General features: G+C 63.8%; 1 protein-coding gene. It reads right to left on the minus strand.

The features are described 5' to 3' along the window. A partial coding sequence (locus AAHK20_RS33465; protein WP_449185798.1) for a betaine/proline/choline family ABC transporter ATP-binding protein occupies nt 1-650 on the minus strand: 650 nt, incomplete at both ends.

Raw genomic sequence — 650 nt, forward strand, 5'->3', positions numbered from 1 at the left:
TGGACGATGTCGTCGGGCGTGCCGACTTGCACGAGCTGACCGTCCTTGAGGATCGCGATGCGATCGCCAATGCGCAGCGCCTCGTCGAGATCGTGCGTGATGAACACGATCGTCTTGTTGAGCTTCTCTTGCAACTGCAACAACTGGTCCTGCATTTCGGTGCGGATCAGCGGATCCAGCGCGGAGAACGCTTCGTCCATGAGCAGCACGTCGGTGTCGGCGGCGAGCGCCCGTGCGAGGCCCACGCGCTGACGCATGCCGCCCGACAATTCATCGGGGTAATGCTGCCCGTAGCCTTCGAGGCCGACGCGGCCGAGCCAGAGCTGCGCCTTCTCGAGCGCCTCGGCCTTCGCCTCGCCGCGCGTTTTAAGCGCGTAGGCGGTGTTGTCGATGACGGTCTGATGCGGCAGCAGCCCGAAGTTCTGGAACACCATGCTGATCTTGTAGCGACGCAGCTCGCGCAAGCCCTTGGGGTCGAGCTTGATGACGTCGTTGCCGTCGATGACGATCTCGCCGGCGGTCGGCTCGATGAGGCGGTTGAAGTGCCGCACGAGGGTGGACTTGCCAGAGCCCGAGAGGCCCATGATGACGAAGATCTCGCCGGACCCGATATGCAGGCTCACGTCGTTCAGGCCGACGTTGCAGCCGGT

It is taken from the genome of Trinickia camelliae (assembly GCF_053525655.1).